The 1,625-nt window shown below is 66.6% G+C and carries 1 protein-coding gene; it reads right to left on the bottom strand.

All coding sequences use genetic code 11. The annotated features are described in order from the left end of the window. Positions 1–63: 63 nt before the first annotated feature. Positions 64–1,452, bottom strand: a complete 1,389-nt coding sequence (locus ABIB14_RS18650; protein ID WP_502909703.1) for an IS1182 family transposase — start codon at positions 1,450–1,452, stop codon at positions 64–66. Positions 1,453–1,625: the final 173 nt, after the last annotated feature.

Raw genomic sequence — 1,625 nt, 5'->3', positions numbered from 1 at the left:
AGGGCTCCTGCGGGCCGCGGTTCGGTTCTGCAGGTTCGATCCCGGGGCACCGTCCCCGGGTATTCAGGCGATTTGGGCCCGGTAACTGAAGAGTTTGAGCAGGTTGTGGCAGCCAGCCATCAGCTTCCACTCCCCGGATGCTTTCTCCAGTCCGCGCAACAGCACATGCTTGCCTTGCCGGGTGTTGATCTGTCCGAAGACCGGTTCCACGATGGCTTTGCGCCGGGCGTAGACCGCCTGGCCCTTCTTCGTTTTCAGTTTCCGGGCCATCCGTTCGACCGGTGTCGCGTCCGCCGGGATCCTGCCCCGGGGCGATTCCGGGACCGGACGCCCGTGTTTCATCCGCCGGGTGGAGATGAAGAATTCGGTGCCGCCACCGGATTCAAGGTCCCTGACGTGTTCCAGGTTCGCCGCCGAGCAGTACCCGGCATCGGCGCTCCACTTCCGGGGCATCGCTTTCAGGGTGTCCTGGGCGTTCTTGACCATCGGGACCAGTTGCTGCACGTCCACCGCGGTGTTGTTCAGCTCCGTGGCCACGATGACCTGATGATCTTTATCAACGACGGCCTGGCCGTTGTAGCAGTAGTGGTAGGAACCGTCCGCGGTCTTCATGATCCGCGCGTCGGGATCGGTGAAGTTGCGCTGGGCCGTGGGCTTGGGAACCGCCGCGGCAGCGGCCGCTTCGCCCTTGCCGGAGACATCATCGTCGTCGTCCCCGCGGGCCCGGGCCTTCGCCTCGGCGTCACGGCGCGCCTTGTCCGCGGCTTCGGCCTCGATGGACGCCCGGGCGGTCTTCATGGCCCGGGCGCGCCGGGCCCGGTTGGCCAGCTCGGCGGGCAGTTCATCACCGCGTTTGCCCGGCCCGAAGCGGGCGTCCTCGGCCGCGTCCACGGTCTTGGCCTCCGCCATCAGGTCGCTGATCTCATCGGCCAGGACCTTCTGCTTCGCGGTCAGCCGGGCATAGCTCATGGCCTTGTGTCGGGAGGCGTTGGCCCGTACCTTCGTGCCGTCCAGTGCCACGTGGCCCAGCGAGACCATGCCCGCGGCCCGGCAGAGCTCCAGGGCCTGGAGGAACACGTTGGCCAGGGCCGCGAGGTGGCGTTCGCGGAACCGGGCGATCGAGCGGAAGTCCGGGGCCTGCTGGGCGGCCAGCCAGCGGAACGCGACGACGTCCGTGCAGGCTTTTTCCAGTTCCCGCGAGGACCGCACCCCCACGCAGTACCCGTAGAGCAGGATCCGCAGCATCAGCCGCGGGTCATACGGGGGCTGGCCCTTGGCCTTGGCGTAGGAGGCATGGAACCGGGTCAGATCCAGTTCCCCGTCAACAAGCTCACCAATGAACCGTGCCAGATGGCCCTGGGGCAACCATTCCTCCAGCGACGGCGGGACCAGCATCACCGCATCGGGCTCGAACGCCTTGAAGCGTTTCCTGGCCCCGGCGTTGGCATCCATGGGCACATCGGAGGGCTGCTCGACCCGCTCCACCAGAGACTCGTCGAACAAACCATCCTGCGCGGAAGAACCGGTATCCATACCCCCGATTCTCCCAGCCACCCCTATCCGGACCCGGTCAATCCGCCGGCGTTTTAAAAACCGGCACCCTCACTACTGACCCACGCACCTAG

Source organism: Arthrobacter sp. UYEF3, from assembly GCF_040546245.1.
Lineage (GTDB): Bacteria > Actinomycetota > Actinomycetes > Actinomycetales > Micrococcaceae > Arthrobacter.
Note: the sequence above shows the minus strand (reverse complement) of the source record. Positions and strands in the feature narration are given on the sequence as shown.